The organism is Methanomassiliicoccales archaeon (genome assembly GCA_026394395.1).
In the GTDB taxonomy this organism is placed as follows: Archaea; Thermoplasmatota; Thermoplasmata; order Methanomassiliicoccales; family UBA472; genus UBA472.
The window spans coordinates 148,562-174,680 of the sequence record JAPKYK010000003.1; the positions used below are offsets into that span (position 1 = coordinate 148,562).

27 protein-coding genes, 1 tRNA gene and 1 pseudogene are annotated in these 26,119 nt (G+C 57.8%); 10 read left to right on the top strand and 19 right to left on the bottom strand.

What is annotated here, in order from left to right; translation table 11 throughout:
- Window positions 1-4: 4 nt before the first annotated feature.
- A complete protein-coding gene (locus NT131_04480) occupies window positions 5-298 on the bottom strand; it encodes a hypothetical protein (protein MCX6650898.1) in 294 nt (97 codons plus the stop codon).
- Between the two features lie 186 nt (window positions 299-484).
- Here NT131_04480 and NT131_04485 point away from each other — a divergent pair, with 186 nt between their 5' ends.
- Complete coding sequence (locus NT131_04485; GenBank protein MCX6650899.1) at window positions 485-1,774, top strand: adenylosuccinate synthase; 1,290 nt, start codon at window positions 485-487, stop codon at window positions 1,772-1,774.
- Between the two features lie 47 nt (window positions 1,775-1,821).
- Here NT131_04485 and NT131_04490 read toward each other — a convergent pair whose 3' ends face one another.
- The gene (locus NT131_04490; protein ID MCX6650900.1) at window positions 1,822-3,090 is read right to left on the bottom strand and encodes a UbiD family decarboxylase; all 1,269 of its coding nucleotides are present in this window, start codon (window positions 3,088-3,090) and stop codon (window positions 1,822-1,824) included.
- An 88-nt stretch (window positions 3,091-3,178) separates the two neighbouring features.
- Here NT131_04490 and NT131_04495 point away from each other — a divergent pair, with 88 nt between their 5' ends.
- Window positions 3,179-4,864: a glutamate--tRNA ligase gene (locus NT131_04495; GenBank protein MCX6650901.1), complete on the top strand. Its 1,686-nt coding sequence runs from the start codon at window positions 3,179-3,181 to the stop codon at window positions 4,862-4,864.
- Here NT131_04495 and NT131_04500 read toward each other — a convergent pair whose 3' ends face one another.
- The 7 genes and pseudogenes from NT131_04500 to cysK form a co-directional block, all read right to left on the bottom strand.
- Window positions 4,865-5,485 (bottom strand): LysE family transporter, encoded by a 621-nt coding sequence (locus NT131_04500; protein ID MCX6650902.1) that lies wholly within the window; start codon window positions 5,483-5,485, stop codon window positions 4,865-4,867. It lies immediately after the preceding gene.
- Between the two features lie 36 nt (window positions 5,486-5,521).
- Complete coding sequence (gene feoB, locus NT131_04505) at window positions 5,522-7,429, bottom strand: ferrous iron transport protein B (protein MCX6650903.1); 1,908 nt, start codon at window positions 7,427-7,429, stop codon at window positions 5,522-5,524.
- A complete protein-coding gene (locus tag NT131_04510; protein ID MCX6650904.1) occupies window positions 7,429-8,127 on the bottom strand; it encodes a metal-dependent transcriptional regulator in 699 nt (232 codons plus the stop codon). Before NT131_04510 ends, feoB begins: the two co-directional genes overlap by 1 nt.
- 87 nt (window positions 8,128-8,214) lie before the next feature.
- Window positions 8,215-9,249 (bottom strand): radical SAM protein, encoded by a 1,035-nt coding sequence (locus NT131_04515; protein ID MCX6650905.1) that lies wholly within the window; start codon window positions 9,247-9,249, stop codon window positions 8,215-8,217.
- Window positions 9,234-10,408: pseudogene (gene cysS, locus NT131_04520) on the bottom strand (cysteine--tRNA ligase). Before cysS ends, NT131_04515 begins: the two are co-directional and overlap by 16 nt.
- A gap of 87 nt (window positions 10,409-10,495) precedes the next feature.
- Window positions 10,496-11,149 carry a serine O-acetyltransferase gene (cysE, locus tag NT131_04525; GenBank protein MCX6650906.1) on the bottom strand — a complete coding sequence of 218 codons (654 nt, stop codon included), beginning with the start codon at window positions 11,147-11,149 and terminating at the stop codon, window positions 10,496-10,498.
- Between the two features lie 5 nt (window positions 11,150-11,154).
- Window positions 11,155-12,066: a cysteine synthase A gene (gene cysK, locus NT131_04530; protein ID MCX6650907.1), complete on the bottom strand. Its 912-nt coding sequence runs from the start codon at window positions 12,064-12,066 to the stop codon at window positions 11,155-11,157.
- A gap of 253 nt (window positions 12,067-12,319) precedes the next feature.
- Here cysK and NT131_04535 point away from each other — a divergent pair, with 253 nt between their 5' ends.
- Entirely contained in the window at window positions 12,320-12,865 is a 546-nt protein-coding gene (locus NT131_04535) for a nitroreductase family protein (GenBank protein ID MCX6650908.1), read from the top strand.
- Between the two features lie 117 nt (window positions 12,866-12,982).
- On the top strand, window positions 12,983-13,411 hold the full coding sequence (locus NT131_04540) for an SRPBCC domain-containing protein (GenBank protein MCX6650909.1): 429 nt from the start codon (window positions 12,983-12,985) through the stop codon (window positions 13,409-13,411).
- A 7-nt stretch (window positions 13,412-13,418) separates the two neighbouring features.
- Here the strand turns inward: NT131_04540 and NT131_04545 are convergent.
- Both NT131_04545 and NT131_04550 read right to left on the bottom strand, forming a co-directional pair.
- Window positions 13,419-13,506, bottom strand: a tRNA-Cys gene (locus NT131_04545).
- Between the two features lie 173 nt (window positions 13,507-13,679).
- Window positions 13,680-14,330, bottom strand: coding sequence for an epoxyqueuosine reductase (locus tag NT131_04550; protein MCX6650910.1), 651 nt, complete (start codon window positions 14,328-14,330; stop codon window positions 13,680-13,682).
- Between the two features lie 294 nt (window positions 14,331-14,624).
- Between NT131_04550 and NT131_04555 the strand changes: the two genes are divergently transcribed.
- Entirely contained in the window at window positions 14,625-15,464 is an 840-nt protein-coding gene (locus tag NT131_04555; GenBank protein ID MCX6650911.1) for a hypothetical protein, read from the top strand.
- A 2-nt stretch (window positions 15,465-15,466) separates the two neighbouring features.
- On the opposite strand, the gene NT131_04560 is transcribed toward NT131_04555, so the two are convergent.
- Window positions 15,467-15,907, bottom strand: a complete 441-nt coding sequence (locus NT131_04560) for a tetratricopeptide repeat protein (protein ID MCX6650912.1) — start codon at window positions 15,905-15,907, stop codon at window positions 15,467-15,469.
- Between the two features lie 107 nt (window positions 15,908-16,014).
- Here NT131_04560 and NT131_04565 point away from each other — a divergent pair, with 107 nt between their 5' ends.
- Entirely contained in the window at window positions 16,015-17,187 is a 1,173-nt protein-coding gene (locus tag NT131_04565; GenBank protein MCX6650913.1) for a homocitrate synthase family protein, read from the top strand.
- Here the strand turns inward: NT131_04565 and NT131_04570 are convergent.
- Window positions 17,177-17,965, bottom strand: a complete 789-nt coding sequence (locus NT131_04570; GenBank protein ID MCX6650914.1) for a dihydroorotate dehydrogenase electron transfer subunit — start codon at window positions 17,963-17,965, stop codon at window positions 17,177-17,179. The genes NT131_04565 and NT131_04570 overlap by 11 nt on opposite strands.
- Window positions 17,958-18,878, bottom strand: coding sequence for a dihydroorotate dehydrogenase (locus NT131_04575; protein MCX6650915.1), 921 nt, complete (start codon window positions 18,876-18,878; stop codon window positions 17,958-17,960). Before NT131_04575 ends, NT131_04570 begins: the two co-directional genes overlap by 8 nt.
- Before the next feature lie 154 nt (window positions 18,879-19,032).
- Here NT131_04575 and NT131_04580 point away from each other — a divergent pair, with 154 nt between their 5' ends.
- Window positions 19,033-19,233 (top strand): hypothetical protein, encoded by a 201-nt coding sequence (locus NT131_04580; protein ID MCX6650916.1) that lies wholly within the window; start codon window positions 19,033-19,035, stop codon window positions 19,231-19,233.
- 68 nt (window positions 19,234-19,301) lie between these two features.
- On the top strand, window positions 19,302-20,510 hold the full coding sequence (locus NT131_04585) for a cysteine desulfurase (GenBank protein MCX6650917.1): 1,209 nt from the start codon (window positions 19,302-19,304) through the stop codon (window positions 20,508-20,510).
- Here the strand turns inward: NT131_04585 and NT131_04590 are convergent.
- Genes NT131_04590 through NT131_04600 form a run of 3 tightly spaced genes read right to left on the bottom strand, consistent with a single transcriptional unit; the run spans window position 20,479 to window position 21,846 of the window.
- Window positions 20,479-20,919: a hypothetical protein gene (locus tag NT131_04590; protein ID MCX6650918.1), complete on the bottom strand. Its 441-nt coding sequence runs from the start codon at window positions 20,917-20,919 to the stop codon at window positions 20,479-20,481. The two genes, NT131_04585 and NT131_04590, sit on opposite strands and share 32 nt — an antisense overlap.
- Window positions 20,916-21,362, bottom strand: coding sequence for a hypothetical protein (locus tag NT131_04595; GenBank protein MCX6650919.1), 447 nt, complete (start codon window positions 21,360-21,362; stop codon window positions 20,916-20,918). Before NT131_04595 ends, NT131_04590 begins: the two co-directional genes overlap by 4 nt.
- A gap of 4 nt (window positions 21,363-21,366) precedes the next feature.
- Entirely contained in the window at window positions 21,367-21,846 is a 480-nt protein-coding gene (locus NT131_04600; protein MCX6650920.1) for a carboxypeptidase-like regulatory domain-containing protein, read from the bottom strand.
- Between the two features lie 253 nt (window positions 21,847-22,099).
- Here NT131_04600 and NT131_04605 point away from each other — a divergent pair, with 253 nt between their 5' ends.
- On the top strand, window positions 22,100-23,491 hold the full coding sequence (locus NT131_04605; protein MCX6650921.1) for an ATP-grasp domain-containing protein: 1,392 nt from the start codon (window positions 22,100-22,102) through the stop codon (window positions 23,489-23,491).
- Here the strand turns inward: NT131_04605 and thpR are convergent.
- Together thpR and NT131_04615 are read right to left on the bottom strand one after the other, a co-directional pair.
- Window positions 23,488-24,036, bottom strand: coding sequence for an RNA 2',3'-cyclic phosphodiesterase (gene thpR / locus NT131_04610; protein ID MCX6650922.1), 549 nt, complete (start codon window positions 24,034-24,036; stop codon window positions 23,488-23,490). The genes NT131_04605 and thpR overlap by 4 nt on opposite strands.
- Complete coding sequence (locus NT131_04615; protein ID MCX6650923.1) at window positions 24,036-24,602, bottom strand: flavodoxin family protein; 567 nt, start codon at window positions 24,600-24,602, stop codon at window positions 24,036-24,038. Before NT131_04615 ends, thpR begins: the two co-directional genes overlap by 1 nt.
- A 309-nt stretch (window positions 24,603-24,911) precedes the next feature.
- Between NT131_04615 and NT131_04620 the strand changes: the two genes are divergently transcribed.
- Window positions 24,912-26,117, top strand: a complete 1,206-nt coding sequence (locus NT131_04620; protein MCX6650924.1) for a hydrogenase iron-sulfur subunit — start codon at window positions 24,912-24,914, stop codon at window positions 26,115-26,117.
- Window positions 26,118-26,119: the final 2 nt, after the last annotated feature.

A 26,119-nucleotide genomic window follows, 5' to 3' on the forward strand; every position in this document is an offset into this window, starting at 1 on the left:
CCGCCTAGGTGAGGAAAGAGACGGCGGAGATCATGGCGTTGCTGATGTTGCTCAGCGAACCGGTTACCATGCGCAGCTCGAAGCGCATGATGTGCCTTCCCAGGAAGATGAATGTTAGGAGGGGGCCAAAGGACACCCATACGAAGAATGGTGTGTAGAAGTCCTCCTGTGTCTGCGCGTCGAAGATTGCCGCGACCAGAAGGAAATTGCCGACCAGGAACCAGGCCAGCCCCATCATAATACCGAACATGACCCCGCGACGCTCCTCGGGGGTCGTCAATATCCTTTTAGTTGACACTATACCCGACCTCCGCGTGTCCATTCCTCATGACACACGCTCTTCCCCGGTTTTGCACGGTTTTGAATAGTATTTGAGTATGTCGAGTGGATTCTACGTTCGAGAGCGCTATTGCCCCGTTAAGGCTGATGGCGGTGAGGAAGAAGCCTTTATCTATCTTGGCTGGTTTTGCGAATCGGTGACAGGTTGCCGAGCATAGCGGTCATTGGGGCCCAGTGGGGAGACGAGGGCAAGGGCAAGATCACTGATTATGAAGCTGGGCGTGCGGACATGGTCGTGCGCTACCAGGGCGGGTCCAACGCCGGGCACACCATCAAGGTGGGTGAAGAGGTCTTCGCTTTGCATATACTTCCTTCTGGCATCGTCCGCAAGGGCGTCATCAACGTCATCGGTAACGGGGTCATCGTGGACCTGCTCTCCCTGGACCGCGAGATAGCTGAGGTGGAGTCCCGCGGGCGCTCCGTGGAAGGGCTGCAGATCTCCGATAGAGCTAATATCATCCTCAACTGGCACCGCCTTCTCGATGGTGCGGAGGAACGCATCCGGGGAAAGAAAGGCGTGGGGACGACCGGCAAGGGCATCGGCCCCTGCTACTCGGACAAAATCGCCCGCAGCGGCATCAGGATGGGGGATCTATTGGACCCCGAGCTGTTGGAAGAACGCCTGGACACCGTCATGCCCCTGAAGCTCAGGACCATGGAGATGTTGGAGGTGCGGCTGGCCCAGAACCGGGAGGAGCTGCTCTCCGAGCTGCTCTCCTATGGCAAGAAGTACGGCAAGTTCATCACCGACACCTCGGTGCTGATCAACGAAGCTCTGGACCAGAAGAAGAACGTGCTGTTCGAGGGCGCCCAGGGCACCATGCTGGACATCGACCATGGGACGTATCCTTATGTCACCTCCTCCAATTGCGTGGCCGGGGCCATATGCACCGGCGCAGGAGTTGGGCCGAAGCGCGTGGACGAGATCATGGGCGTGCTCAAAGCGTACACCACCCGCGTGGGCGCGGGACCGTTCCCCACGGAGCTGCACGACGCCACTGGTGAGATGCTCCTGAACGTTGGAGGGGAGTTCGGTACCACCACCGGAAGGGCGCGCCGATGCGGCTGGCTCGATCTGCTGGTCGTGGAGCACGCCGCCCGCTTGAACGGATTGACGCAGTTCGCCGTGACCAAGCTGGACGTGATGAATGGCCTGAAGAAGATCAAGGTCGCCGTGGCCTATGAGATCGACGGGAAGCACGTCGAGCATTTCCCGGGCAACATCAGGATGCTGGAGAGGGCCGTCCCGGTCTACGATGAATTGAACGGCTGGAAGGGTTGGAAGCCCGAGGAGACCATGGAGATCGTCCGCGGCGGTTACGAGGCGCTGCCCAAGGAGATGCGGCAGTACCTGGGGTACATCGAGAAGCGGTCAAAGGTACCGGTCAGGATAATCAGCATCGGCAAGGGGCGCGAGGAGACTATACGCCGCTAAAGACTATCAGCCCTATCAGACACCGCTGATTTAACGTTCTTTTTAGCTCAATTTAGCTGCGCCTTGCGATACCCGGTCTGATCGCCTAACGGCATCGTGGCGTCGATAGCCACCTTGGACGTGGTTCCCTCGGTGCTCGGATCAAGCGAGGAACCGGCGGCGTTGTGTATGACCAGCAGTCCGCGGGAGGCCTGGAAGCGCGTGGCCACGGCCCACTCCACTTGCCTATCGTCGAATATGTCGATGTCCTGGTCCACGACGATGACTTGCTTCATGGACGGGTGACCGGCGAAGGCGGCCATGGCCGCGTTGTTGGCGTCCCCCTCCTTGTTCTTTGTGATAGAGATGACCCCATGCAGCCAGCAGCAGCTCCCTTCCGTCAAGCGCACGGCGTGAACGCGCGGCACAGCCTGTCGCACGGTCCGGAAGATCACCGGTTCGCGTGGCAGCCCCATCAATAGGAAATGCTCGATCCCTCCGGAAAGCACCAGCTGGAACACCGCGTCTTTCCGATGATACATGCGGTCCACGACGAACACTGGCTGCTTGCGCACCGCGTCGTAGGTGCCGGTGATGTCCACGAACGGCCCCTCGTCGGTCGTCTCGGACGTCAGGCGTCCCTCGAAGACGTAATCGGCGTCGGTCGGCACCGGAATGCCGTACTTGGTGCGGCGGACCTTCAGCCCTTCCTTCAGCCCGATGTGACGGAGCGCGCTGGCCATCTCCAGCTCGTTGAACTCGTAATCGGCGGACGTGGCCCCGGCCAATAGAACGGATGGGCAGGTGCCCACGACGAAAGCGACCTTGAGGTCCTGCCCCTTTTCCATGGCCATCTTGTGCATGGTGAACAGGTGGCGAGGTACCAATCGTATGGCGAACCTGTCCTTCCCGATGAGCATGAGTCGGTGGAAGGAGACGTTTATCTTTCCCTCGTACTCGGCGATGGCCACGCCGGCGGTGACGTACCTTCCGCCGTCCTCGGGATAGTACTTCGGTATCGGCAACTTGCGCAGGTCGAACTTGTCCTCGATCGCCTCTTCGAACTTGGCCTTCTTGACCTCTTCCACCGGTTTCGGGGAGGACAGCGCCTGCAGCAGCGCCTTGGTCAATCCGTCCTTCGGCAATCCTAGCGCCTCGGTGATGCGGTCCCTCTCGCTCCACAGGTTGCCGGCGGCCTTCATGCCGTTCAGGTCCTCGAACAGAACGGGGCGCCTCTGGTCGGCCATGAGGATGCGGGTCGGCTCGATCTCGATCGGCACCTTGCTATCGACTACCTTCACGTCCTTCATCCGGTCCAGGTGGCTTTGGACGGCCATGAGCGATAATTACCGTCCCATGATATAACCAATGCGCCCCTGGGGTGGCAACGAAAGTTAAAAAACAAGAGGGAGATATCGCCGGACGATGTCCGAGAACGACCTGGAGGCGACCATCAGGAAGTACGCCCTGCAGAACGCTGTGCTTTACGCGGGGAAGGCCACCCCCAAAGCGGTACAGGGCAAGGTGCTGGCCGAATCGCCGGAGCTGCGTTCCAAGGTCCAGGAGGTGCTGCCGTTAATCGCCTCGATAGTGGAGCAGGTCAACTCCATGGCACCCGAGGCGCAGCACAAGGAGCTGGAGGGCATCGATTCGTCCATGCTCATGCGGGAAAAGACCGAGAGACGCGTCGGTCTGCCCGAGCTGCCGAACATGGTACGCGGAAAGGTAGTGATGCGCTTCGCCCCAGGACCATCCGGACCGCTGCATCTGGGGCACACCCGCGTCGCCATACTCAATGATGATTATTGCAAGAACTATGATGGTAAGTTTATCAACCGCATCGAGGACACCAACCCGGACAAGATAGATCCGAACGCCTACGACATGATCCCGGAGGACCTGGATTGGTTAGGCGTCAAAGTGCACCAGACGGTGGTCCAGAGCGACCGCTTCGAGCTGTACTACGACGTGGCCAAAAAGCTCATCGAGATGGGCAAGGCCTACGTCTGCACCTGCCCGGTGGAGGAATGGCGGGGACTGAAGGAAAAATGCTTGCCCTGCCCGCACCACGACGAGGACGTGGCGACGACGATGGAGAAGTTCGAGAAGATGCTGGCCGGTCATTACGAGGAGGAGAAGGCCGTCTTCGTGGTCAAGACCGACCTCAAGCACCCCAACCCGGCCATAAGGGATTTCGTGGGGTTGCGCATCGTCACCTCAACGCCGCACCCCCTGAAGGGTTCGAAGTACTGCCTGTACCCCCTGATGAACTTCAGCGTAGCCGTGGACGATCATTTCCTCGGCCTGACCCACGTCCTGCGGGGCAAGGACCATTTGAACAACACTATGCGCCAGGAGTACATCTTCAAGTACTTCGGCTGGAAGCAGCCCCATTACACCCATTACGGTCTCGTTTCCGTCCCCGACGCCATACTGAAGACCTCCACCGTCGGTAAAGGCATAAGGTCCGGCGAGTACAGCGGTTGGGACGACGTCCGTCTAGGAACGGTTAGGGCATTGGCCAAGCGCGGTTTCCGACCAGAGGCCATACGCCACTTCTGGACCGACTGCGGCATCAAGGAGACGGACATCGAGTTCTCCTGGGACAACCTGTACGCGTACAACAAGGACCTGGTGGACAAGAACGCTAACCGTTACTTCTTCGTCTGGGACCCTGTTCCATTACAGATCTGCGGTGTACAGGAACTGCATTCCAGGGCCCCGAGACACCCTGGCCAACCGGAGCTGGGGAACCGGGAGTACCAACTGAACGCCCCCATAATCGTCCACGTGGTGGAGAAGGACCTGAACAACGCCATGGAGGCCGGGAAGGTCCGCTTGAAGGACCTGGGCAACGTGGAGTTCCGCTCCGGAAAAGCGCTCTATCTCGGCAACGACCTCTCGGTGCTGAAGGAGGGCTTCAAGATCATCCACTGGGTGCCGGACAACTGCACGCCCGCCTCGGTCATCATGCCCACCGGCGAATCGAAGGACGGCTTCGTGGAGAACATGCCCAAGGAAGAGGAGGGGAAGGTCGTGCAGTTCGAGCGCTTCGGCTTCGCGAAGGTGGAGAAGACCTCGCCGAAGATGATCGCCTACTTCACACACTGATCATACGACGAACGTGCTCCACAGCAGGGTCACCACGAAATACAGCAGCACCAGGGCGCAGACCAAGCTTATTCTCCTAAACAGTTTTGCCGTGACGTAGCGTCGGCCGTAGCCGATGAGCGCCGAATACGCTATACCCCAGAGCACCGCTCCAGTTATGTATCCGGTGTAGAAGACCAGGAAGTCCGTGAGCTGCGGGTCCGGGATTATGGTCACGATGGCCGAACTACCGATGCCGATCCAGAAGGCCAGTTGGAAGGGGTTGACGAAGGACATCATTATCCCGGTCACCAGGTCCGTGTGCCCCGAAGGAGCGTTCGCCTCCGGCAGTTCTTTTCTCCGGGCGTCCTGGAAGCCGCGATAGGCTAGATAGAGAAGCATCGCCCCGCCCAATATGCCCAGCACCCAACGGGCGATGTCGTTGTTCCAGACGATGGCCAGGCCGGTCAGGGCGATAACCGCCCAGGTGGTGTCCCCGACGATAGAACCCATCTCGATCCCCATCGCCCGGCGAAAGCCTCCGCTCACGCCTACGCGCAGCGCCTGTGTGTTCACTGCGCCCGGCATTCCGCAGAAGATGACGCTGAGCACCACGGCGGAAAGAAACACGGCCTCGTACACGTCCGGGGGAACGCCGTACCCCTTATTCCGTTTTCCTCATATGGCTGAGAGTATCAGGTTGGCCGCTCCGCCCAAGGTGAAGGCCAGGGCGATCGAGGCTACCGTAACTATCAGCGTGTCCTTGAGCCCGTACTCCTTGACCATGACGGCGAAGGCCGACATGCAGGGCATGAAGGTGGCCATGACCAAGGCGAACACGAACAGCTGGTCCATGGTCATGACGGAGGCGAGGTCGGCCGTGCCGAAGAGGACGATCAGCAATTGGAAGGCCATCTCCTTGCGCAGCACCCCGAATATCAGGGCGATGATGATGACCGCTGGCAGTCCCAGGAATCCCACGGTGAAGAAGGACAACGGTTGGACGAGAGACTCAAGCACGCCGTAGGCCGATAACAGTTCCAGGACTATTGAACCGACAAGCAGTATGGGAAAGGCTATGAAGAAGAACTCCTTGATGCGCATCCAGGTCTTCATGCCCACGTTCATGGCCCTCGGCACGGTCAGATCGGGTATCTCGATTATCAGGCTGGTCGGTTCGAACTTTAACACCTTGTGTAGCAGCCGCCCCAGTAAGAGAATCAGGCCGAGCAGTATGAGCAATATCACCAGCACGTACACGATGCCGCCGTAATGGCCGACGGTGCCGATAATCACGGCCATCTGGGCCGAGCAGGGCACGGCCATGATTATGATGGTCGCCAGGATTAGTTTCTCCCGGCGGGATTCGATCACTCTGGTGGCCATGATGGCCGGCACGTTGCATCCCATGCCCACCAGCATAGGGATGATAGCTTGTCCGTGCAGACCGATCTTGTGCATTACGCTGTCCAGAAGGACGACCACTCGAGGCAGATAGCCGGAGTCCTCCAGCAACGCCAGTATTAGGTAGAAGAGCAGGATGTAGGGGACGACTATGGCCAATATCGCTTGGATGCTCAGGTCCAGGCCTGACGCTAACGATGTGCCGACCTTGCCACCGATGCTGTCGCCCAGGTCCTGGAAGAATGTTCCGGTAACATCGGCGTAGAGCGATAGCAGCGTCCCTTCCAGCCAGGCGCCGAGGAAGATGATGGTCAGGAGAACGCCGGCCAGAACGAGCAGCAGTATGGGGATGCCCGTCCTCGGCCGCATGGTGAGGTCCGATATCCGTTGATTGCGGGTCCGCGGCCGGACCTTGGGTTTCATGACCTCGGAGATGACCCTTCCCGCCTCCCCGTAGCGGTCGCGGTTGATGTGCACCTCCAGGTCCTCATCATGCTCCTTGCGGAACTCCTGGCGCAGGCGGTGCACCTGCTGCGGCAGCTCTTTCGGAACGCCCTCGGTGAAGTGCTCGTCCCCCTCCAGCAGCTTGATGGAGGCACCACGGGGCGGGTATTTCAATTCTGATCTCTCGAGCCCTCTCCTCATGACCTCCAGGTAGGCTTCTATGTGCGAATCGTAGCTGACCTTGAACTTGGAGACGCGGGCCTTGTCGTTCACAATTGCTTTCAGCAGGTCCTCCATGCCCTCGCTGGTGACGGCCACGGTGGGGACGATCGGTACGTCAAGGATCTTTGACAGCGCGTCGATGTCGAGCTCGCCGCGCTTGCGAGCCACGTCCATCATGTTCATGGCCACGAGCACGGGGAAGCCGAGCTCGATGAGCTGGAAAATCAGGACGAGCGAGGGTTCGAGGCGGGTGGCATCGGCCACCACCACCACGCAATCGGGCTTGGAGGTGTGCAGCAGCTTGGCGCTGACCATCTGGTCCTCGGTCCCGGCAGTCAGGGAATAAAGGCCGGGAAGATCGATCACTGTGGCCTTGCGACCGTTCATGAGCACCTCGGCCTTGAGGTACTCTACGGTCGTTCCCGGGTAGTTCGATGATATCGCCCCCACCCCGGTCAGACGGTTGAAGACCACGCTCTTTCCGACGTTAGGGTTGCCTACGAGCACAACTTCCATCACTTACCACCGCGGCGCCGACGTCTCTCCTGGCGCCCTGAGGTGCTTACGTAGACCAGGTCGGCATATTCCTTTGCCAGCGCGACGCGGCAATCGCCCACTTGTACGAGCACAGGACCGCCTAAGGGCAGCTTCTCCTCAACCTTCAAAGAACGTTCCGGAACGAAGCCCATGGCTATGATCCGACGTATCTTCTGGGGGTCGTCACAGGAAAGGTGCGATATGACACCCTCATCGCCCTCCTTAAGGGAACTGAGAGTAAAGGAGCCTCTGTCCTTGCCCGCCTGGCAGAGCTCGTCCATTGCCGGTATCGGATCGCCGTCAGGGCAAGTGGTCGGGTTGTTCATCATCTCCGAGATGCGTCGCTCGCTCTCGTCGGAGAGCATGTGCTCCAGGCGGCAGGCTTCGTCGTGGCTCTTCTCCTTGCTGATGCCGAGGACGTCCACCAGGAACCTCTCCAGCAATCGGTGCTTGCGCTTGATGTGCGAGCCGATCTGCATCCCCGCCTCCGTAAGGGAGGCGCCCTTGTACTTCTCGTAGGTGATGTAGCCGAAGGAATCCAATCGCTGAAGCATCTCGGTAACGCTGGCCGGGGATATCTTCATATGCTTGGCGATGTCCGTCGTCCTGGCGGGGGTGCCGTCCTGGGTCAGCTCCCAGATGCACTCGAGATACTCCTCGACGTTCTCCGAGACCATGATTTAGGATATCCTAATAACCGATATATAATAATTAAGAACCCTAAAAGTAGCCATTGATATTGAAAAATAAATTACCTAAATAATTCAAAGGTCCTTGAAAGGTACAATGTCACAGCAGCCGCATTCGTGACACATGGTCTGGTAGGTGCGAGTGGTCAGACCATGTCCCAACAGTATGAGCTTTGCTTCTTGATTGAGGTGGATAAGCCTTTCCGGGGTAACTGGATCCAGCTTCCCCAACGCCTTCTCCAACGCGAGACGGTTGGTGGGATTGACCTTCAAGGCACGGATGCTGGGTACGACGCCTAAGTTGGCTAGTGCGTGTACGCCTTCCAGCACGTTGCGGTCCGTCTCGCCCAGACCGATGATGATGTTGGAGGTTACCTTTCCCCGACCGAAGACCTGTACAGCGTACTCTAAGAACTCCAGCTGCTTTTCCAGTTCTAATTTGGGGCAGGCGATTGCTATTATCATTGAATCGAAGCTCTCCACGTTAATCTTGATTTCGTTTGCCCCCGCCTCGTGTAGGCGGTCTATGTCCTCGAACGTGGAGACGTAAGGCTCGACGCCTATCGGCACATCGGGTAGTGCTTGGCGAACCTTGCGTATGACGTAGATGAATCGGTCGATCGTTTGTTGTATGGAGCCGACCACCGCGGAAGTGAACGCCACCCCTTTCATCTCGCCCTTCCTCTCGGCCTCGAGGACCATATCTACGACCTGGTCGAGCTCCAACGACTTCGTCACGTCCTTACTGAGCTTGCGTGAGGTGCAGAAGACGCAATCAAAGATACATTCCTGGCCGAGATTGAAGAAGGCCTGTTCCGGTGAATGGTAGAGGACTGGTTTTAGTTCGAGGTTATCGATGAACGGACGACCATCCCTGAGCAGTGAATACCCATCCGGTCCCCCGACCAGCTCGAACTCCCCCTCTATACGGGATATGCTCTTCTTTACTCGAAGTCCGTCGAAGGCCAGAACGATGGAGGCGGAGCCTGCGCCAGGTCCGGCGGTGGAACGGCTCAATCGGAAGGGCGGCCGGAAATCAGGAGATACCTTGACCGTGCCTCCGCAGATCAGTATCGCTTTATTTCGCACCGCGCTCAGATCAGCTTCCATTTCGCACCGTCGGCCGTGTCCTCTATCTTGATACCTGCTTCCGCCAGCCGGTCGCGGATCATATCCGAGAGGTCGTACATCTTGCGCTTGCGAAGCTCTTTGCGCATGTCAATGAGAAGAATCATGACGTCATCGAGCTTGCTCTCGCTTTCCTTCTTCGGCGGCAGAATGTCGAATATGGAGTCCATCTCCTCAATGAGCTGCAATATATTTGATGCCCCTCTGATGCTGAGCTCATTGGTATCCATGAGCCGGTTCGCTTCTCGGGTCAGCTCGAACATGTGGGAAAATGCGCCGCGGGAATTGAAGTCATCGTCCATCTCCGCGACGAACCCTTCTCTAACTTTGGCGATGATGGATGAGGCGTCATCGCTGCCGTTGCCCTTGTACGTCTTCAGGGAATCGTAGGAGTTGTGTATGCGCTTCAGGGAGGCGACCGCCTCGTCGAGCGCGGCCTCGCCGTACACCAGTGGTCCGCGGTAGTGAGTGTTGAGGAGGTAGAAGCGCACTACCTCTGGGGGGTAACGGGCCAGTATATCCTTTACCGAGAAGAAGTTCTTCAGGGACTTGGACATCTTCGCGTCGGCTATTTGGAGCATTCCATTATGCATCCAGTAGTTGGCCAACGGCTTCTTCGTCACCGATTCAGACTGCAAGATCTCGTTCTCATGGTGCGGGAAGATGAGGTCGTTACCGCCACCGTGGATATCGATCGTTTCTCCTAACAGCTTCCGGACCATGGCCGAGCATTCTATATGCCAGCCCGGACGGCCTTTGCCCCAGGGGGAGTCCCATGATATCTCCCTTGGTTTCGCTGCCTTCCACAGGCAGAAGTCCATGGGGTTGCGTTTGATCTCGTCCACTTCGATGCGAGCGCCGGCCTGCATCTCCTCTAGCTTGTTGCCGGAGAGCTTTCCATACTCCGGAGCTTTGGATACATCGAAGTACACGCTGCCATCCGGCGTCACGTAACCGAAACCAGCCTTGATGATGTCCTCGACCATGGTGATAATCTCGGGGATGGTCTCACTGGCCTTCGGGTAGATCGTCGCGCGCTGCACGCGTAGGGCGTCGGAATCCCGGAAGTAGGACTCGATGCACCTTCGGGAGCGTGCCCCATGTGCACATCGTCGTAGACGGTGACGCCGCAGACATACATCCTAACCTTCTTGCTCTCGAGCGGTCGGAACTCCTGCTTGGCCTTGGCCATGGTGTTGTAGATCTGCAGAGTCAACTGGTACACCTCCTATTTGCCGTTCTTTTCGTTGAGCATCTTCTCCAACTTCTCCAGGCGGTGGTCCAGCTCGGAGATGTTGTTCGTGAGCTGCATCATCGCGTCGCGCAGCGGGTCTGGCAGCTCGTCGTGGCGGAGGTCCACCTTGACGCAGGTGCCCTCCCTCTTGACGACCCGTCCAGGCACACCGACCACAGTGGAGTCCGGCGGGACGTCCTTTACGACCACGGAACCGGCGCCGATTTTCACGTTGTCCCCGATTGTGATGTTGCCGAGCACTTTCGCTCCGGCACCTATCGTGACGTTGTTGCCGATGGTCGGGTGGCGCTTGCCGTGGCTGGTGCTGACACCGCCTAATGTGACCCCTTGGAATATGGAGACGTTATCGCCGACTATGGTGGTCTCACCGATCACCACACCGACGGCGTGATCTATGAAGAAACCCTTGCCAATGTTGGCGCCGGGGTGAATGTCGGCACCGGTGAGAAATCGAGCGAAGTAGTTGATGGCCCTGGCCATCATGATGTTGCCTTTGAGGTATTGGCGGTGAGAGATGCGCTGGAAGATGATGGCATGAAGACCGGGGCTGAAGTAAAGGGCTTCCTTGAACGACTTTGTCGCCGGATCTCGCTCCAGGACGGTATTGACGTCATCCTTCCAGTTCATAACCTCTACTCTCGAAACAGCGCGGTGCTCATATATCTTTCTGAGGAGTCTGGGAGCAAGACCACGATCTTCTTTCCCCGGCCAATTTCATTGGCCAGCTTCATCCCGGCGAACAGCGCGGCTCCAGAGGATATGCCGCCCATTATGCCCTCCTGTCGGGAAAGGGCCCTGGCGGTATCGATGGCCTCCTCATCGCTCACTGTGATGATGCGGTCCACGAGCTTCATGTCCAGTACCTTTGGTACGAAGCCGGCCCCGATGCCCTGTATTTCGTGTGTACCAACCTTTCCCCCGGATAGCACCGGGGAGCCCGCTGGTTCCACTCCGACGATCAATACCCCTTTTTTCCTTTCCTTCAGGTATTTTCCTACGCCGGTGATCGTACCCCCAGTACCGATGCCGGCCACGAAGGCGTCGATGGAAGGGAGGTCCCGGAATATCTCTGGGCCGGTGCTCAGGTAATGCGTTTCCGGATTAGACGGGTTATCGAACTGGTTGGGCATGCAGTAGTTCCCCGAGGAACTGAGCTCCTTGGCTTTTGCCACCGCCCCGGCCATGCCCTCGCTTGCGGGCGTCAGGATGACATTGGCCCCCAGAGACCTGAGCAAGTTGATTCGCTCCACGCTCATGTTCTCCGGCATGGTTAGGGAGATCTGATAACCTCTGGCGGCGCATACGAGCGCAAGACCGATACCGGTGTTACCGGAAGTGGGCTCGACCAGGCTCATGCCCTTCTTCAACTGACCGTTCTTTTCCGCTACCTCGACCATGTGCAAGGCGACCCGGTCCTTTATGGACCCCCCGGGATTACGGCCCTCTAGTTTAACATAGATCTCGGCCGAGGATGCTATCGAAATATTGTTGAGCCGGACCAACGGAGTGCGCCCGATGGTGCTCGTTATGCTGTTGTGCAACATCTTATCCCGCGTTGATGAGGATATGCTTTATTAGGGTTATAAGTAAGCGACAATCGTTTACTAAATTTTACCTCAGAACGCCGATCAACTCTTCGACATTTAAGTTCAGAACACTATATTGGCTGGATACCCACAATATCTCCACTTAAGATATTTATATAAAATTCTCGTTTTAATATCTCACTCACAGCTCGATTCATCTCCAGCAAATCCTTATTAAGGGGGTTGCTTCCCTAACCTCACAGAAGATGCTATGGAGACCTTGGAGACCATAAAGACCAGACGGAGCGTACGCCGCTATCAGGACCGCCCGGTGGAGAAGGAAAAGATCGCTACCATTCTGGAGGCGGCTATACAGGCGCCCTCGGCTATGAATCGTCAGTGCTGGCGCTTCGTGGTCGTTACAGACAAAGAGAGGATCGCCCAGATATCCAAGTGCCAGGTCATCATCAATGGCTGGATCAAGGACGCTCCGGCCGTGATTGTGGTCTGCGCCGACCCCAAAGAGAGCACGGACATGAACGACCTTCCGTACTACATGTGGGACGCCGCCCTGGCCATGCATAATATGGTCCTAGCGGCCACGGACCTGGGATTGGGAACATGTTATCTGGCGGCCTACAATGAGGAGAAGGTCAGGGAGCTGCTGGAGATCCCGAAGAACCTCCGGGTGGTGTGCATGACCCCCCTAGGCTATCCGGCGGAGAAGAGATCTATGGGCGAGAAGATAATGAAGGCCGTGGCCCGCAGCTCCATCAGGAAACCGGTCTCCGACGTAGCGCATTGGCAAAAGTGGTAGGTCATCATACCTTTTCCCACATCTTTCGTCCGGTGCGAATGATGTTATCGCTAAATATTATTTAATAAATTAATTAATATTAGTCTTTAAATCCGTGCGAAATTCGTATTATCTGTCATGAAAGAGATCAAAGGCACGGTCATGATCAACGAGCCGGCGGCGAAGGTCTGGACCACCATAACGGACTTCGCTTCTTATCCTGAATGGAACCCCTTCATCACCCTGATGAAAGGGGAGCTGAAGGAAGGCAACGTCTTCGACGTCACCGTCTCCCTGCCCGACCGCCAGGACACCAAGTTCCAGTCGAAGTTGGTGAAGGTCGAACCGCACAAGGAGATGCTGTTCCATGGAAAGATCAAGGGGGTATTGATGACCGACGACCATTCTTTCCTGATCGAACCGCTGGAGGAGAACGAGTGCGTCTTCTCGCAGAACATCGTGTTCAGAGGGCTATTGTCCTACCTGACTAGGGGCATTATCTGCGACTCGGAGAAGGGATTACAGCGGATGAACGAGGAGACCAAGAAGCGCTGCGAGAAGAAGTAGAAGTGAGTGGAGCTGGGACCGAGATTTGAACTCGGGTGTGCGGATAACCGCCTTGTGGACTGCAGTCCGCCACATGGCCGCTCTGTCATCCCAGCTTGAAGAGCCCATCAAATTTTGCATATAATACGTTTTCTCATGCCTTCCTGCACTAGACCGTTCTTAAATTATCCCTACGTCGGCCTCGATGGCTCCCCTTGGGTTCGCACATGTCAATTCGATGCTCATCTTGAGTACTTGGTGATGACCAGCACGCTCATCGAAGGTCGATCTAAGGGCTGTTCATATGTTCAGCGCTCTGACAGTTCCTACCCTGACAGACCTTGACGCAAAGTCCGCATCTCAATCCGCCGAGCACATTGAACATGTAATCCCGGCACTTCTGCGGTTCGATGGTCCCATCCTCATGCAACGCCCCGGCAGGGCAGACCTTCACACACCTCAAGCATTGAGCGCAGAATGGTTCCACAAGTTCTCCCGAAGGACTACCTGGGACCAATGGAGCGTCCGTTACCAGTGCGGTCATGCGTACCCGCGGACCCACCTCCGGCAGAAGGAGGAGATGGTTGATGCCGTAGTTTCCCATGCCGGCCAGATATCCTGCGTACTTTATGGAAACGTCAGCCTTCAGCGTCTCCCGGTCCGCATACCAGTATCCGAACTCGCTTCCCTCGGTGGGAACTATGGTCGCCCGGTAACCCTTCCTTTCGATGGTCCGGGCCATCCTGAAGGCCATGTCCCTAAGCACCACCGTGCCGGCCAGCAGGGTGTTGGTGTACTCCGCCCGTCCCAGGGGAAGGTTCTCTACCGCCCCCTTGGGCACGATCACCCCGATAACAATGACCGACATGGACTGAGGCATTATGTCCTGCGGTCGGTTGCTCCGATACGAAGGGTCCAGGAAGCCCGATGCGGGGGCCACCCCGAAGAGATCCGCTCACGCTTGGACTGAAGCTTCCCTCAGCTCCTGAGTCAATTTCAGGTCCATGTTCGAATGGACGTCATTGCTCGTTAATATTGATTCTCATCGTCAAGCCCCGCGCTCATAGCGATATCCTCCGCACGTTGTTCTCCATTTCGATCTTTCCTTTCGGATGAAGGAATTTCGGTTGCTCCAGGGGCGATAAAATAGTTCGTCCCTTTGATCCTGACAGGCCGATCGCCTTCTCCAGAAGCATGGAAAAATGATATTAGCTGAATTGAGCATCAGCACCTCATGCTCCCCGACCATTGCAAGGACGTCTCCCTGCGCCACGTGGACTTCCCCCTCACCCGCGAGAACATCCTCCGGGAGTACCAGGGCAAGGAGGCCTACACCCGCACCGACTTCATGATCCTGCGGAACAGCGGTGACACCGCCACGGTCCGGGTGATCAAGAGGAACGGCAAGGACCTCTTTCGCCCCATCACTGGCCTGGAGATCATCTCCCTGCCCAAGGACACCGTCTTCATCCACGACGAGGACGTCGATGTCCTTAACGTCTCTCAGCTGGCCCGCCTGGTTCGCAAGCATGATGGCAAGACCGTGGTCGTCTCCGGCATGTTCTCCCACGTCTCCTTCCTGAAGACCGACCAGCTCCTGGACCTGCGCGTTCTGGACGTGATTCCGCCGTCCCCTTCCAAGCTCTCCGTTCTGGTTGAAAGAGCTTTATCTTCTGGACTGGTGGAGAAACCTATTGTTCCCGAGTACGTCAACATCGACATCATGGAACAGGAAAGGAAGGTCAAAACACCAGGCGTCATCTTTCCCTGCCGCGCCTCCGGACTGACGTCCAAGAAGAAGATATTCTACCTGGACGAGACGCCGGAGATAGACGTGGAGTCGACGCTCATTGGCTGCGACCTGTCTCGTCGCATATTCCAGCACATCTACAGACGGCCGGTGGAAAGCCTGGACATCTGCCCTCAGAACCTGGCGCCGAAGGACGGCGTGCCGACCATCGTCAAATGCTGCAAGGTGAAGGAAGGGTGTACCGTGGAGGGCAACATCGCCTCCGTGCCCTGGGGCGCGAACATGATGGACGTGGTCAAGGCCCTGCAGGCGCTCTTCCCCTGACCTCATTTCCTCTTGGCGAAGGAGCGCGCTTTGGCCAGCGCGGCAAAGCCCTTTTCGCTCTCCCCTAATTTGCATAACGATTCACCGAGCACGTACCAGGCGTCCGGATCTTCCGGCAGCCGCTCCAGCTGCTTCTCGGCCATCCTCTTCGCCCTCTCGTAGTTGCCGGAACGCAGGGCGTTCCTGGCCTTGTCCATATACCCAAGCTGGGACTGGATGCGCTCGAACATGGCCTGTTCCGCCTCTTCGATGAAGACCTTGAGGGCGTTCGGCGTGAGCCAGGGGTAGCGGGACGCCAGCAGCTCCTTCAGCTTTTCTGCTTCCTTCGGCTTGATGCGGTACGTCGTCCCGTCGAAGGCCGTAAGCGGAATGTTCACCAGAAGATGGCCGTGGCTGACCTCGATGAAATTGGGATTTACCTTTTCATCTTCCTTCTTTGCCACATCGCTGGCATTAACCATCCCCTTAAAGAATTTGCCGATTACGACCTTACGTCTTCGATGATTCGTAAATCGAAAGCAATAATAACCCAGCGAAAGTTCCTAAGTTCATGCACGAAACGGCTCTCAGCCCCTACAACCCCAAGTTGGAGGTGGGGGATGTCGTGGTCTACGATTCCACCTTGCGCGACGGCGAGCAGACCCCGGGGGTCACATTCAGCCTGGAGCAGAAGGTAGCTATCGCCCGGAAGCTGGACGAGATGCGCGTGCCCCAGATCGAGGCCGGGTTCCCGGCGGTGTCCGAAGCGGAGCGGGAGTCGGTGAAGGCCGTCTGTGACCAGAAGCTGGACGCGGACATTCTGGTGCTGTCCCGCATCACTAAGGGGGACATCGACGCCTCCATAGACGCCGGTGTGGACATCGTGCTGCTTTTCATCGGCACATCCGACCTGCACATCAAGTACAAGTTCAAGAAGGACCAGCAATACGTCCTCGACAAGATCGTGGAGGGCGTGGAGTACGCCAAGTCCCGCGGCGTCAAGGTGAGCATGAGCGCCGAGGACACCACCCGGACGGAACTGAATTTCCTCATGAAGGTGTACCACACCGCCGAGGAGGCCGGGGCGGACCGCGTGGGCGTCACGGACACGCTTGGATGCGCTTCACCGGAGGCGATCTCCTTTCTGGTATCTCAGGCCAAGAAGGAGGTCAGGACGCCGGTATCGCTACATCTGCACAACGATTTTGGTTTAGCTCTCGCCAACGCCATCGCCGGCGTGAAGGCCGGGGCGGATGCGGTGACGACCACGGTGAACGGCATCGGCGAGCGCTGTGGGAACGTACCGCTGGAGCAGTTTGTGGCCACCATGAAGTTTATCTACGGCAAGGACCTGGGCATCGACTGTGCCCAACTGAAGGAGGTCTCGGAGATGGTGGAAACGTTCTCCGGTCTCAGACGCCCGGTCAATCAGCCCCTGGTGGGGCAGAACGCCTTCTCACACGAGTCGGGGATTCACGTGGCCGCCGTCCTCAACTGTCCGCTGACCTACGAGAGCATCCCACCGGAGGCGGTGGGGAACAAGCGCCACATCCTGATGGGCAAGCACACCGGCCTCAACTACATACGCAAACGGGTGGATGAGATCGGACTGATGGCCACCGAGCAGCAACTGACTGATATTTTAGAAATGGTGAAGGAACTGGGAGAGAAGAAGGGACGGGTGGACGCCCACGAGTTCCGCGAGATCGTGGCCTATATTATACGCCCGGTCCTCACAACCTGACGGCGCGCCCGCACTCGTCGCGGCGCTGTTTGCCGAACTCCTTCATCCCTTTCAGCTCTTCACCGGTGAACACCGGCCCTTCCTTGCATACGCGCTTGCCATCGATGGCGCAGGAGCCGCACAGGCCAGCGCCGCATTTCATGTAGCGCTCCAGGGACATCTGGCAATGAACCTTCTTTTCCAGGCAGAGCTTGTGCAAGAAGAACAGCATCTTCTCCGGGCCGCAGCCGAGGACCAGGTCGTACTTCTTTTCGGCCATCATCTCCTTAGCTAGTTGCACAGCGTTGCCGTGGAAGCCTTTACTGCCGTCGTCCGTCGACACCCGCACGTTGGAAGAGGTCTTCTTGGACCTCTCCTCGAACAATAATTCTTTTTCGTTCCGGGCCCCGATGGCCGTGTCGACCTCGTCAGCGGCGATGCGTTCCATGGCCGGTAGCAAAGATGCCATTCCCGTGCCGCCGCCGACCACCAGTACCTTCTCCTTAGGAACATGGTACCCGCGCCCGTAGGGACCACGGACCACGAACCTCTTTCCGACCTTCAGGGAGGTTAGGGCTTTGGTGGCCTCGCCCACGTTCTTCACCGTGACGCCTTTCCTCGTGCCCAGGTAGGATAGGGACATGGGTATCTCGTCCACTCCCGGGATCCAGACCATCACGAACTGACCGGGTGCCGCAGGCGCGTCCCAGTCGAACCTGAGCGTCACCACGCCGTCCGCCTCTTCCGTGCGAGAGGCGACGGTGACCGTATCCTGGCGTACCAGGAACAGCTCAGTCATGGGCCACCCCCACCAGCTGCGATATGTCCTTGAACCCGTTCTGTGACATGTAGACGGACATCCCGGAACAGATGTCCCCGAAGACTTGACCCCCTTTACGGCCGACGCCGCTGCCGATTTGGACGGCCGCGGCACCGGCCATCATGTACTCTAGAGCTGAACGCCAGTCTTCGATCCCGCCGACGCCGATGACCGGTATGTTGAGGTTCTCGTAGAGCTCGTAGACGCATCGGACCCCCACGGCTCGCACCGCCGGGCCGGACAATCCCCCGAAGCGATTGGAAAGGACCGGGCGTCTCATGTCCACGTCGATCTTCATCGCTTTGAGCGTGTTGATGGCCACGATGCCGTCCGCGCCAGCCTCCTCCGCGGCCTTGGCCACCTCGATCAGCATGTGCGTGTTAGGGGTTAGTTTGGCGAAGACCGGAATGAACACCGCGGCCTTGACCGCCTTGATGACGTTGGCCACTACCTCCGGGTCCACGCCTATCTCCATGCCGTAGCCTTTGGCGTGCGGGCAGCTGAGATTGAGCTCCACAGCATGAGCGCCGTATCCCTGCATCTTCTTGGCCAGGTCGGCGAATTCCTCCACCGAGGCTCCGAAGACGCTACCGATCACCGGCACATCGGCCTTCAAGGCCTCGAGCATCTCCTTCTCGAAGGCCTCTATCCCCGGGTTCGGCAAGCCCATGGCGTTCAGGTAGCCGTGCTCCATCTCCACCAGGGTGGGGTTCTTGTGGCCTTCGCGAGGAACGGAACCAATGGACTTGGTGACCAGGGCGCCCGCACCACCCTTGGCCATGGCCAATAGGGAGCCTCCGGTCTCGCCCATGATGCCGGAGGCCAGCATGGTAGGGTTCTCCATCTCGATGTCGGCCAGGACCACCTTCAGGGAAGTCATCGCCTTGCGCATGCCATCCAAGAATATTAATTTCCCCCTCCCAAACAGCGCTCGACCGATCCCACCGTGTGCTCGGACGTACATGTCCTTCTGGATAAATCCTGATGGACTGAGTCCAAACCATTAAAAGACGGCTGCATCATGTTAATGTCTGGGGGTTCTAAACTTGTTAACCGAAGACGGCAAGGCCATGATAGCTCGCTCTGTCAGGGTCAACCTGAAGAAGAGTCCGAATAAAAAGGCGGACATCAAGAAAAAGGTGCTCCGCCACTTTCTGGACTACCGGGAGGCTTTCGGCGGAGGAAAGGCGACGGGCGCCCTGGTAAAAGAGGTGGAGAGGTACATCGACAAGGTCATGACGACCTGACCTCTCCTCACATTTTTTTCGTATCCAAAGGCGTTAATAATGTAAATCCCGTTCCGAGCACGACTGGAATGGATGTTTCACGCCTTCGCCAGGACTTCCCTTTGTACCAGCAGGAGAAGCCGCCGATCTACCTGGACAGCGCCTGCCAGAGCCTTCGCCCTCGGCAGGTCGTGGAGGCGATGAACGAGTACTATTACGATTTCCCCGCCTGCGGCGGCCGCAGCGTGCACCGGCTGGCGACGGAGGTGTCCATCCGTCTGGACCGGTCCCGGGAGGAGGTGGCCGAATTTGTCGGCGCCCCGGATCCGGAGTGCGTCATTTTCACCAAGAGCGCCACGGAATCGATGAACCTGGTGGCCAAAGGATTCCCTTTCAAGAAGGGCGACCGGGTGGTCACTACCGACATGGAGCACAACAGCAACCACGTGCCCTGGATACTGCTGGCCAAGAAGATCGGGCTGAAGCGCGGGATCGTCTCCTTCTCTGATATTGAATCGGGTAACCTCGAGCCGCTTAAGGAAGAGCTGGAGAAGGACGTCCGTATGCTCAGCGTCGTGCACACGAACAACGTCGACGGAAGCACTATCCCCCTGAAGGAGGTGGTGGAGCTGGCGCACGATCACGGCGCGATTGTTATGGCGGACGGGTGCCAGACCGCCCCGCACAATTCCCTGGACCTGAAGGATCTGGACGTCGACCTGTACGCCTGGTCCATGCACAAGATGCTAGGACCGTCCGGCACCGGCGTGCTGTACGGTAAGCGGGAGGTATTGGAACAGATTGAGCCGCTGATCACCGGCGGCGGTGGCGTGTCCATAACTTCCTACGATTCCGCGGAAATCTTACCGATTCCAGACAAGTTCGAGGCTGGCCTGCAGAACTACGCCGGGATCATCGGCAGCGGGGCGGCCGTGCATTACCTGAAGGCCGTGGGAATGGACGCCTTGATGGAGCACGAACATCGCCTGAACTCCATCCTGACCAAGGAGCTCAAGGGACTGCCTAAGCTGTCCGTGCTGGGACCGGAGGATCCGAAGCGCCGCGGGGGCATCTACTCGTTCAACCTGAAGGGCATGCTGCCGCACGATGTGGCCATGATACTCGACGAGATCGGCTCCTTCCTCATACGCTCCGGAATGCACTGCGTGCACCCCTACTTCAAGGCCAAGGGCATCGAGGGCTGCGCCCGCGCTTCGTTCTATCTCTACAATACTGATGAAGAGATGAAGAGGTTCGCCGAGGCGATCAGGTACCTGTCAGATAAGTTCGCTGACTGAGCGCAGTGAGCATGAGACCGCCCTCGTCTGTGACCACCTTCATGTAATCGCTGTATCGGAGTACCAAGGAGTCCACTTCGACATAGGTCCCGTCGGTCAATTGGACGAAGAGGCGAGCTGAAGGGATCCGGAAGCTGATATTGGTGTTCCCGTCGTCCAGCATCGCATAGCTTCTATGAACGGTCAGCGTGGACGAAGCTGGCAATATGTTATGCAGTTCTACCTCCTGCTCCAAGCCCGGCCCGGCCTCGTTCATGCAGTTCAGCATTTCACGGATGTTGTCTGCGACCTCTTGCATCGCTCCTTCCTTTGCGGTTTGGCCTTGCATCTGTACACCCTGCACTAGCACGCCCATCAGCACCGCCCCCACCACGAACGCCCACACCTTTGAGAGGTAGAACTCCATCATGCCGATTCCACCCTCACCACGCCCCAGGTGTCCTCCGGACAGATCAGTCGCAGCCTGCTGCCGCCGCTCAGTGTCATCGGGGAACCGTCCTCTGTCAGCACCTGCACGCCGTTCAGATATCGGCTGCCCAGTTCCTGGCTGCCGGCCATCCAGGTCAATCTGTGGCATTCCACCGAGGCGTTCCCTCCGCCGATGACGATGCTCGTTCCCGCGGGCAGGTCGGCCGGCAGTTCGATTATTCGAACGTTGCCGGGTCCGTCGGCGGCCATCTCCTCGATCACCCTGGAGATGTCCTCGGCGACGGTCGCCAATCGCCGGTCGTCAATGCTGTCATTTAGTTGGCCCAAGGAGGAGAGCACCGTTGGCAAAGTCAGGGAGATGAGAAGGGCCACGACCATCAGTCGCAAGGGGAGCCCTTCTATCCCTCTCTTATCGTTTCTCAAGCCATCACCCGGATATCACCGGGACCTGAAGGGACGAGTCGGTTCCCATTCCCCCTTTGGCCACGGTCACGGTGATGAAGTCGATGCCCTGCCCGTAGTGCGAGGCGGTTAGACCATCGAACACCACTTTTCCCTCGGCATCCGTCGTCCCGTAGGCCGAGGAACCGTCGGAATCGCGCACGCTGCATCCGTCTAGCACTACCGAGGCTCCGGCGACCGCGTCATTGTTCTGGTCGCGGACGTAGATCGTCAATGTGATGTCGCCGTTCTCGTAAGTGCCGTCCAGATCACCATCGGTCAGGATGATCTCCGACGGGCTTCCGTTCACCGAAGATATCGCCTCCGGCGTAGACAGCCCGCCCATCCATCCGACCAGAACGGCCGTGCCCAGTCCGGCCACTATTACCATTATCATCAATTGCAGGGGCAATCCTTCGATGCCCCCGTTCCTGTCCCCACGCATCATTTTCTTAGAGAACCTCATTGTATCTCCGAAAAGGAAAAGAACGGGGTAGGGTCATGGCCCTCTCGTCTACAGTGATATTAACTTGCCTGTCGTCACTAAGCAGAATAAAAAACGATTTAATTGGAATTATCGCGCGATTCTTATCAGAAAACGAATATTTCCTCCGAAATCAATTGAAATTGTTGACACATCGAGGCGAAATTATTATAAAAACCTGTTACATTCCCTGCCACGCAGTCGCATGCGTGAGCCATGCGCCTGAGGTCTCAAGATGTTCAAGAAGGTGCTTGTAGCTAACAGAGGGGAGATCGCCATCCGGGTGATCAACACCTGCAAGAGGATGGGGGTCCCGACCGTGGGGATCTACACCCCCTCCGACAAGCATTGCAAGCACGTTTCATTGGCGGACAAGAGCGTGGAGCTAAAGACCGACGAGATCGGCATAGGTTACCTGGACATTGACGCCATCATCGACGTGGCCAACCGCATGAGCGTCGACGCCATACATCCTGGCTACGGATTCCTTTCGGAAAAATCGGAGTTCTCGGAGCGCTGCGAGGAGGAGGGCATCGCCTTTTTAGGACCATCGCCAAGGGCCATGAAGCTTCTCGGCAGCAAGCTCTCCGCCCGTGAGTTCATGTCCAAGGTGGGCGTGCCCATCATGCCCGGGACGTTGGACCCGCTGGAGAACCCCAGCGACGCCATCACCCAGGCCAATCGGATTGGTTACCCCGTCCTTCTGAAAGCTTCGGGCGGTGGCGGCGGGCGCGGCATGCGCCTGGTGCACAACGATTCGGAGATGGAGGACGCTTTGACCTCCGCCCGCAACGAGGCGGACAAGGCCTTCAAGAACCCTACAATTTACTTGGAGCGCGCCCTGCTCAAAGCGCGGCACATCGAGTTCCAGGTGGTGGGCGACTCCCGCGGGAACGCCTTCTGCCTGGGCGAAAGGGAATGCTCCGTCCAGAGACGTCATCAGAAGATCATAGAGGAGACCCCTTCCTGCGCCGTTTCCCCGGAACTGCGGGAGAAGATGATCGAGCTGTGCATCGCTGCGGTCAAACGCGCTGGCTATACCTCCTTGGGCACCTTCGAGTTCCTGATGAGCGCGGAGGGCGAGCTGTTCTTCCTGGAGGCCAACACTCGCATTCAGGTGGAGCACCCCATAACCGAGCTGGTCACCGGGCTGGACCTGGTGGAGATGCAGCTCAAGATCGGTTCCGACGTGCCGGTGGAGGACGTTCTCTCGGAAGTAAAACCGAAAGGGAACGCCATGGAGTTCAGGATAAACGCGGAGAACCCGTTCAACAACTTCTTCCCCGCTCCCGGGCGCATCGAGAAGTACATGGAGCCGGCGGGCGACCACGTCCGCGTGGACTCCCATGCCTACGAAGGGTACGTGGTCCCGACGGAGTTTGACAACCTGCTGGCTAAACTGATCATCTCTGGCAAGAACAGGAACGAGGTACTCTCAAGGTCGCAGGACGCCCTGGACCGCTATACGGTCACCGGCATAAAGACGACGATACCGTACCACCGCCTGGTGGTCAGGAACCCCGACTTCCGCGCCGGCAACTACAGCATCGACTACGTCAAGGACCATCTGCCCCAGGATCTGCTTAAGACCACCGAGTTCTCTCTTTTCGAAGGCATCGGCCGTTAGAGGTCGACGGCCAGCACGTCTGAGTATATCGGTCCGGAAGGCGTCAGCACGCTCTTCTTCAGTTTTATGTCCTTCACGGCGAAGGCACTGAACTCCTGGCCTTCGTGCACCCTAAGGAAATCGGTGAGGTCAGGCCTGAAACCCTCGCGGACCCTGGCCAAGGTCAGGTGCGGGCTGAACGCCCGCCTTTCTCTGGGAAATCCGAGAGGTTCGCAACCATCCTCCAGGACGGTGGCCATCTTGATCAACGGCTCCGCCCCCTCCATCCCTATCCATATCACTCGAGGACGACGGATGTTGGGGAAGGCCCCGACGTTCACCAGACGGACGCTGAACGGCTTAATTCCCATCACCGCCTGGCGCATTACCGCCTCCAGCTCCGGGACCGTCCTCTCGTATATCTCACCTAGGAACTTCAGGGTGACGTGGATATTGCCCGGGGAAACTGGCTTCAGCGCCTTGCCGAACTCTTTCAGCTCCGCGATGGCCTGTTCCAGTTCAGGTCCGCATTCCACGTCCACCGCGATGAACGCTCGGAAGCTCATCAATCACCTAGGAGCTGGTGGCATTCCTTTAACATAGTCTGGGCATCGGTCAGCTCCATGATGTTGCCGGCAGGCTGGTTGCCGCCGATGACGTACATGTGCACGTCCTGAAAGCCCAGTCCGGGCCACGTCCTGAACAGGCGCTCCGCCTCGGCGGCGTAGATCTCCTTGCCCTTGGGATTTCCGCAGGTGAGGACTACGACCGCTTGTTTCTTGCCCCGGAGTCTGGTGGCGTATTTGGCCGGTGGCTTTCCGAACTCCAGCAAGGCGTACAAACGGTCGATGAAAGCCTTCAACGTAGCAGTTTCGGCGCCGAAGTAAATGGGCGATCCGACGACCAGGGCGTCGCACTCCTTGATCTTCTGATAAAGCATCTGCATGTCATCCTTGATCGCACAGGTTTCGTGCTTCTTGCAATGTAAGCAGCCCTGGCAGTCCTTGATGTTCAGCGAGTTCAGGTCGTAATAGTCAAGGTCGACGTCGGCGTGTTCCTTGGTCATTTCCTTCAGTATCTTGGCGGTGTTGCCTTCCTTGCGGGGGCTGGCGTTCAAAGCTAGTACTTTCATCTATCGCACCTTCTGCTGCTGCAAAGGTGCGTCGGAAAATAAAAAGATTAGCCAGTTGTCTTTTGTTATCTAATCGTGCTCCGCGGTGAAATGACCTATGGACGGGGATTGGTTGGTCGGACCTGGTCCATTCACGAACTTTCGAGCATATACATTAAATAATTCACCCATCATGCAATAAATTACCTTGAGGAAGCAAGCCATTACAAGTTCCAGACTATCGCCGGTGCGTGAAAAAAGCGCGTTCAAAAGATATGATGATAACGCAAAGCTCCACAAACAATTGGTGACTCTGGGAGGAGATCATCGATGAACGACAACTGCATCGCCGCTGTAAAGATAGATCAGGACCTTTGCAGCAGATGCAAGGTGTGCTACTCACTGTGCCCGTTCGAGGCCATCGATCAGAGGCCGGAGGACGGTAGAATAATGATCAACATCCAGAAGTGCCAGGTCTGCGGCATATGCTACAGCGCCTGCCCGGTGTCGGCCATCGAGATGGCCTACTATGATTATGACGATCTTTTGGAGCATGTCCGCTCGTCAGACGAGAAGGCGGAAACGCTGGTCATGATGTGCCGGGGCAACTCGCCGAGCAGCGGGGAGGTCCAGGACATCCTGGCCAGCAACGGCCTGAGCGCCGATAGATACATCCCTTTACGAGTTCCCTGCGCCGGACGGATCCCCACGGACTTCGTCTTCAAAGCCCTCCAGTCAGGGATCAAGAACATCGTCTCTGTGCAGTGCCGGGACGGGTTCTGCAGGATGAAGGAAGGAACGTCCATCGAGACCAGGCGCCTGCTACTGGGCATGGCGGTCATCGAGCAGCTCGGTTACCCGAGGGACACCCTCAAGGTGGTGAAGTATTCCCGTAAGGCGTTCTGGATCAACAAGGAATGCGTGGGCTGCGACAAGTGCGTGTTCGTCTGCCCTTACGGCGCTATAAGGGCCGAGCCGTTCTCCTCGCCAACCATCGATAACGACAAGTGCACGGGCTGCGGTGCATGCCAGATGGTCTGCCCGCACAGCGCTATTCAGGTAAAAGGGTTCGAGTTCGATAAGGTCCTCGGCTCATATGCGGAGGCGGCAGTGGGCATGAAGGCTCGCTCAAGTAAGCCGGCCGTCCTCGTCTTCAGCTGCCAGTGGTCCGAGTTCTCCGCCTTGGACGACCCAGAGAAGATGCTCAAGGGCAAGAACGCCATGGTCCTGGAGGTCCCTTGCTTCAAGAGCATGGACCCGGTGCACGTCATCAACGCCTTGCGACATGGTTTCGATGGGGTGATGGCCGTGGTCTGTTCGGCGCAGGACTGCAAACTGCAGAACGGAAGGGATACGGCCGAGAGGCAGCTGGAGGTCCTCCAGAAATCCTTGAAGAAGCTGGGCCTGCTCGACCGGTTCGAGATCCACGAGCTCTCGCCAAGGTGCGAGGGCGAGTTCGCCATGAAGTTCGAGGCCTTCTGCGAGAAGATCGCCGCCAAGTCAACTTGCGCTGTGGCCGCGCAAAGGAGGCCTTAACG

What these genes read in the sequence shown, in the direction of transcription:
- NT131_04510 (MCX6650904.1), bottom strand. Translation starts at nt 8,127, where the DNA reads ATGGTCTCGGAGAACGTCGAGGAGTATCTCGAGTGCATCTGGGAGCTG.
- NT131_04605 (MCX6650921.1), top strand. Translation starts at nt 22,100, where the DNA reads ATGTTCAAGAAGGTGCTTGTAGCTAACAGAGGGGAGATCGCCATCCGG.
- thpR (MCX6650922.1), bottom strand. Translation starts at nt 24,036, where the DNA reads ATGAGCTTCCGAGCGTTCATCGCGGTGGACGTGGAATGCGGACCTGAA.
- NT131_04575 (MCX6650915.1), bottom strand. Translation starts at nt 18,878, where the DNA reads ATGCGCAAGGCGATGACTTCCCTGAAGGTGGTCCTGGCCGACATCGAG.
- NT131_04565 (MCX6650913.1), top strand. Translation starts at nt 16,015, where the DNA reads ATGCACGAAACGGCTCTCAGCCCCTACAACCCCAAGTTGGAGGTGGGG.
- NT131_04600 (MCX6650920.1), bottom strand. Translation starts at nt 21,846, where the DNA reads ATGAGGTTCTCTAAGAAAATGATGCGTGGGGACAGGAACGGGGGCATC.
- NT131_04495 (MCX6650901.1), top strand. Translation starts at nt 3,179, where the DNA reads ATGTCCGAGAACGACCTGGAGGCGACCATCAGGAAGTACGCCCTGCAG.
- NT131_04555 (MCX6650911.1), top strand. Translation starts at nt 14,625, where the DNA reads ATGCTCCCCGACCATTGCAAGGACGTCTCCCTGCGCCACGTGGACTTC.
- NT131_04615 (MCX6650923.1), bottom strand. Translation starts at nt 24,602, where the DNA reads ATGAAAGTACTAGCTTTGAACGCCAGCCCCCGCAAGGAAGGCAACACC.
- NT131_04585 (MCX6650917.1), top strand. Translation starts at nt 19,302, where the DNA reads ATGGATGTTTCACGCCTTCGCCAGGACTTCCCTTTGTACCAGCAGGAG.
- cysE (MCX6650906.1), bottom strand. Translation starts at nt 11,149, where the DNA reads ATGAACTGGAAGGATGACGTCAATACCGTCCTGGAGCGAGATCCGGCG.
- NT131_04570 (MCX6650914.1), bottom strand. Translation starts at nt 17,965, where the DNA reads ATGACTGAGCTGTTCCTGGTACGCCAGGATACGGTCACCGTCGCCTCT.
- NT131_04535 (MCX6650908.1), top strand. Translation starts at nt 12,320, where the DNA reads ATGGAGACCTTGGAGACCATAAAGACCAGACGGAGCGTACGCCGCTAT.
- NT131_04620 (MCX6650924.1), top strand. Translation starts at nt 24,912, where the DNA reads ATGAACGACAACTGCATCGCCGCTGTAAAGATAGATCAGGACCTTTGC.
- NT131_04540 (MCX6650909.1), top strand. Translation starts at nt 12,983, where the DNA reads ATGAAAGAGATCAAAGGCACGGTCATGATCAACGAGCCGGCGGCGAAG.
- NT131_04490 (MCX6650900.1), bottom strand. Translation starts at nt 3,090, where the DNA reads ATGGCCGTCCAAAGCCACCTGGACCGGATGAAGGACGTGAAGGTAGTC.
- cysK (MCX6650907.1), bottom strand. Translation starts at nt 12,066, where the DNA reads ATGTTGCACAACAGCATAACGAGCACCATCGGGCGCACTCCGTTGGTC.
- NT131_04515 (MCX6650905.1), bottom strand. Translation starts at nt 9,249, where the DNA reads ATGGAAGCTGATCTGAGCGCGGTGCGAAATAAAGCGATACTGATCTGC.
- feoB (MCX6650903.1), bottom strand. Translation starts at nt 7,429, where the DNA reads ATGGAAGTTGTGCTCGTAGGCAACCCTAACGTCGGAAAGAGCGTGGTC.
- NT131_04590 (MCX6650918.1), bottom strand. Translation starts at nt 20,919, where the DNA reads ATGATGGAGTTCTACCTCTCAAAGGTGTGGGCGTTCGTGGTGGGGGCG.